Source organism: Singulisphaera rosea (genome assembly GCF_054877945.1).
On the sequence record NZ_JBTYIP020000073.1, the window covers coordinates 1 to 2,415 of the forward strand.

Sequence of the window (2,415 nt, forward strand, 5' to 3'; positions counted from 1 at the left end):
ATCGTAGGCATAGCCGCGACTACGAGGTGCGTACGGAGTCGAGCGAGGCGATGATCAAAATCAGTTCAATTCATCGAATGCTCAGACTATTAAAAAAGGATGAGAAGAGGAAGCGTGCGGCCTTTAAGTTCCGGGAAATTGAGGAAAAAGTTACCGGATAGCCTCTGAGTTCGACACGCCTGCCGCCTGGGGGATTCTGAGTCCTACCGTTAGCCGATTTTCTGATCGACCTCTTCGTCTCCGGGAACTGCTGCTGGAATCCACAGAGGCTCTCGGTGGAGACGTTGCCGCCGCAGAGGAGGAGGACGATTTGGTCGTCTTTGGTGAACTGGGATTGCTGCTGTTCGGCGGCGACGAGGCAGCAGGAGGCGGCGGGTTCGACGAGGTATTTGGTGCGCTCGAGGATGGTGAAGAGGGCGCGGGGGGGAAGACAAAGGACAGGCATTGCAATCTTGGCGGTCGGCGTCTTGACGATCGACTTCTCCGTGGTTAGTGTTCTTCGGAACACCCCAGGAGGCCCTTCCGATGACGATGGCGCGTGCTCATTTGGTGGATCCGACCGTCACCCGTTGGTATCACTGCATCACCCGCTGCGTCCGACGCGCCTTCCTCCTGGGGGATCCCGCGCACGGCCGCAAGGACTGGATCGACCAGCGGCTCAAAGAACTCGCGGAGATCTTCGCGGTGTCTGTCGCCGCGTTCTCGGTCATGGATAACCACCTGCACGTCCTCGTCCGCCTAGACCCCGACGTTGCCGGGGGATGGTCCGATGAGGAGGTCGTCCGACGCTGGGGCCGACTCTTCCCGCCGCGTGACCGATCCCGCAAGCCGTTGCCCGTCTCCGACCAATGGGTCCAGGGACGGCTCGCTGACACCGTGTGGGTGGCGAATGCGCGACGACGCTTGCAGAGCCTCAGTTGGTTCATGAAGTGTCTGAAAGAACCACTCTCGCGACTTGCGAACACTCAGGACGGTTGTCGGGGGCGTTCTTCGAAGGGCGCTTCCGGAGCGTCGGGATCCTCGATGAAGAGTCGCTCTTGGCGATCTGTGCCTACATCGACCTCAACCCGGTCGCGGCCGGCCTCGTCGACGTCCCCGAGGCGAGTCCCCACACCTCGATCAAGGAGCGCGTCGATCACGTCAAGGACCAGGAGCGGTGCGAGGACCTCGAGGCATCGCGTCGCGGTAGCGTGGCGGGGTCGGAGGCGTCGTCGAGCCTCGAGGACGCGCTGTGGCTCTGCCCGGTCGAGGATCGTCGCCCATTGGATTCGGCTCGGGAAGGGATGCTGGAAGGGTTCCCGCTGGGGAGCTACCTGCTCCTGGTCGATTACACCTCGCGGCTCTTCCGTGAGGGTAAGGCGACGGTGGCGCGCGAGGTGTCGGAGATCTTCGACCGGTTGGGTTCGAGCGCGGAGACCTGGCAAGCGCGGCTGGAGAGCTTGAGGAGGGGTCGGCTGCTCGGGCGATTCCTTGCGTCGAGCCGGTCTCGTCTCGAGGAGGTCGCGGTACGTCTGGGTCTGGGTCGGGTGGCGAACCTCAACGGGTGCCCGCCGTCTGAGGTCCGGCCCGAGGCCGAGCGCGACCCGTCTCATCGTCGGTGTGACCGTGTCATGAGATCGCTGTATCCTCAGCGAAGGCGTCGCGTCGTCTCGGGCACCGGACGTCCGATCGGCAGAACATAGGCCCCGAGGAATACTTCACTCAGGAGGTTCGTGAATAACCTCGGCTGGTTCTGGGGTTTTCGATGGTAAGCCGTTTGCTTTGGAATTCTTTGGAATTCTCAACCGGAGTAAGATTATGCCATTTCTTTTGCTTTACCTTGGCGAGGGGCAGAAATTCGATCGAGAAATAGTGTCTCAGGGTATGGAGAGGTTAAAGGGTGCAAACCTTGTGGACTCCGGTAGTGATTGTTTGTCAGCTTATGAATATCGAGCGGGGAATGATTTTACGATTGTTCGATTCAAGAAAGATCAAGAGACGATTGTGATTGATGGAGAAGGAAAGGCTAGCCTTTATGTCGCCTTGTGTATCCAAGAGAGTTACCCAGGCGATGTTCACTTGATTGACGAAGGCTACAATTTCGACTTGGTTTTGCGTCGCATTACGACACCGAATGAATTGGAGCGGCAAATCAAAATCGCTGGTGGATAGTTCTACTGTCTGTTCTCGTCGGAGAAGAAGCAAAGGAGGGACAGAAGACAAAGGACAGGCATCGCAATCTTAGAGGCTATCCGGTAATCCGAAAATTTCGTAACCTACGCCTGTAGAAGGAGTCAGGCCGATCGACGTCTGTCCGAGGATTATTCCCATGCGTAAGTCCTATCCCTCCGACCTCAGCGACGAGCAGTGGGCTATCCTCGAGCCTCTCATCCCCATCAACTCAACCGGCCGGCCCCGCAAGGTCCCCATGCGTGA

4 protein-coding genes and 1 pseudogene are annotated in these 2,415 nt (G+C 58.7%); 4 read left to right on the plus strand and 1 reads right to left on the minus strand.

Features of this window, described 5'->3' with window-relative positions:
- Window positions 1–70: 70 nt before the first annotated feature.
- Window positions 71–508: a hypothetical protein gene (locus ACYOEI_RS40930; protein ID WP_462856451.1), complete on the minus strand. Its 438-nt coding sequence runs from the start codon at window positions 506–508 to the stop codon at window positions 71–73.
- Window positions 509–531: 23 nt separating this feature from the next.
- On the opposite strand from ACYOEI_RS40930, the pseudogene ACYOEI_RS40935 reads away from it, so the two are divergent.
- The 4 genes and pseudogenes from ACYOEI_RS40935 to ACYOEI_RS40950 all read left to right on the plus strand — a co-directional run.
- Window positions 532–741, plus strand: a pseudogene (locus ACYOEI_RS40935) (transposase); the annotation flags it as partial.
- A gap of 233 nt (window positions 742–974) precedes the next feature.
- Window positions 975–1,682, plus strand: a complete 708-nt coding sequence (locus ACYOEI_RS40940; RefSeq protein ID WP_462856454.1) for a hypothetical protein — start codon at window positions 975–977, stop codon at window positions 1,680–1,682.
- Between the two features lie 115 nt (window positions 1,683–1,797).
- Window positions 1,798–2,151 (plus strand): hypothetical protein, encoded by a 354-nt coding sequence (locus tag ACYOEI_RS40945; protein ID WP_462856452.1) that lies wholly within the window; start codon window positions 1,798–1,800, stop codon window positions 2,149–2,151.
- A 157-nt stretch (window positions 2,152–2,308) separates the two neighbouring features.
- Window positions 2,309–2,415: transposase (locus ACYOEI_RS40950; RefSeq protein ID WP_462856453.1), on the plus strand; the 107-nt coding region annotated here is incomplete at its 3' end.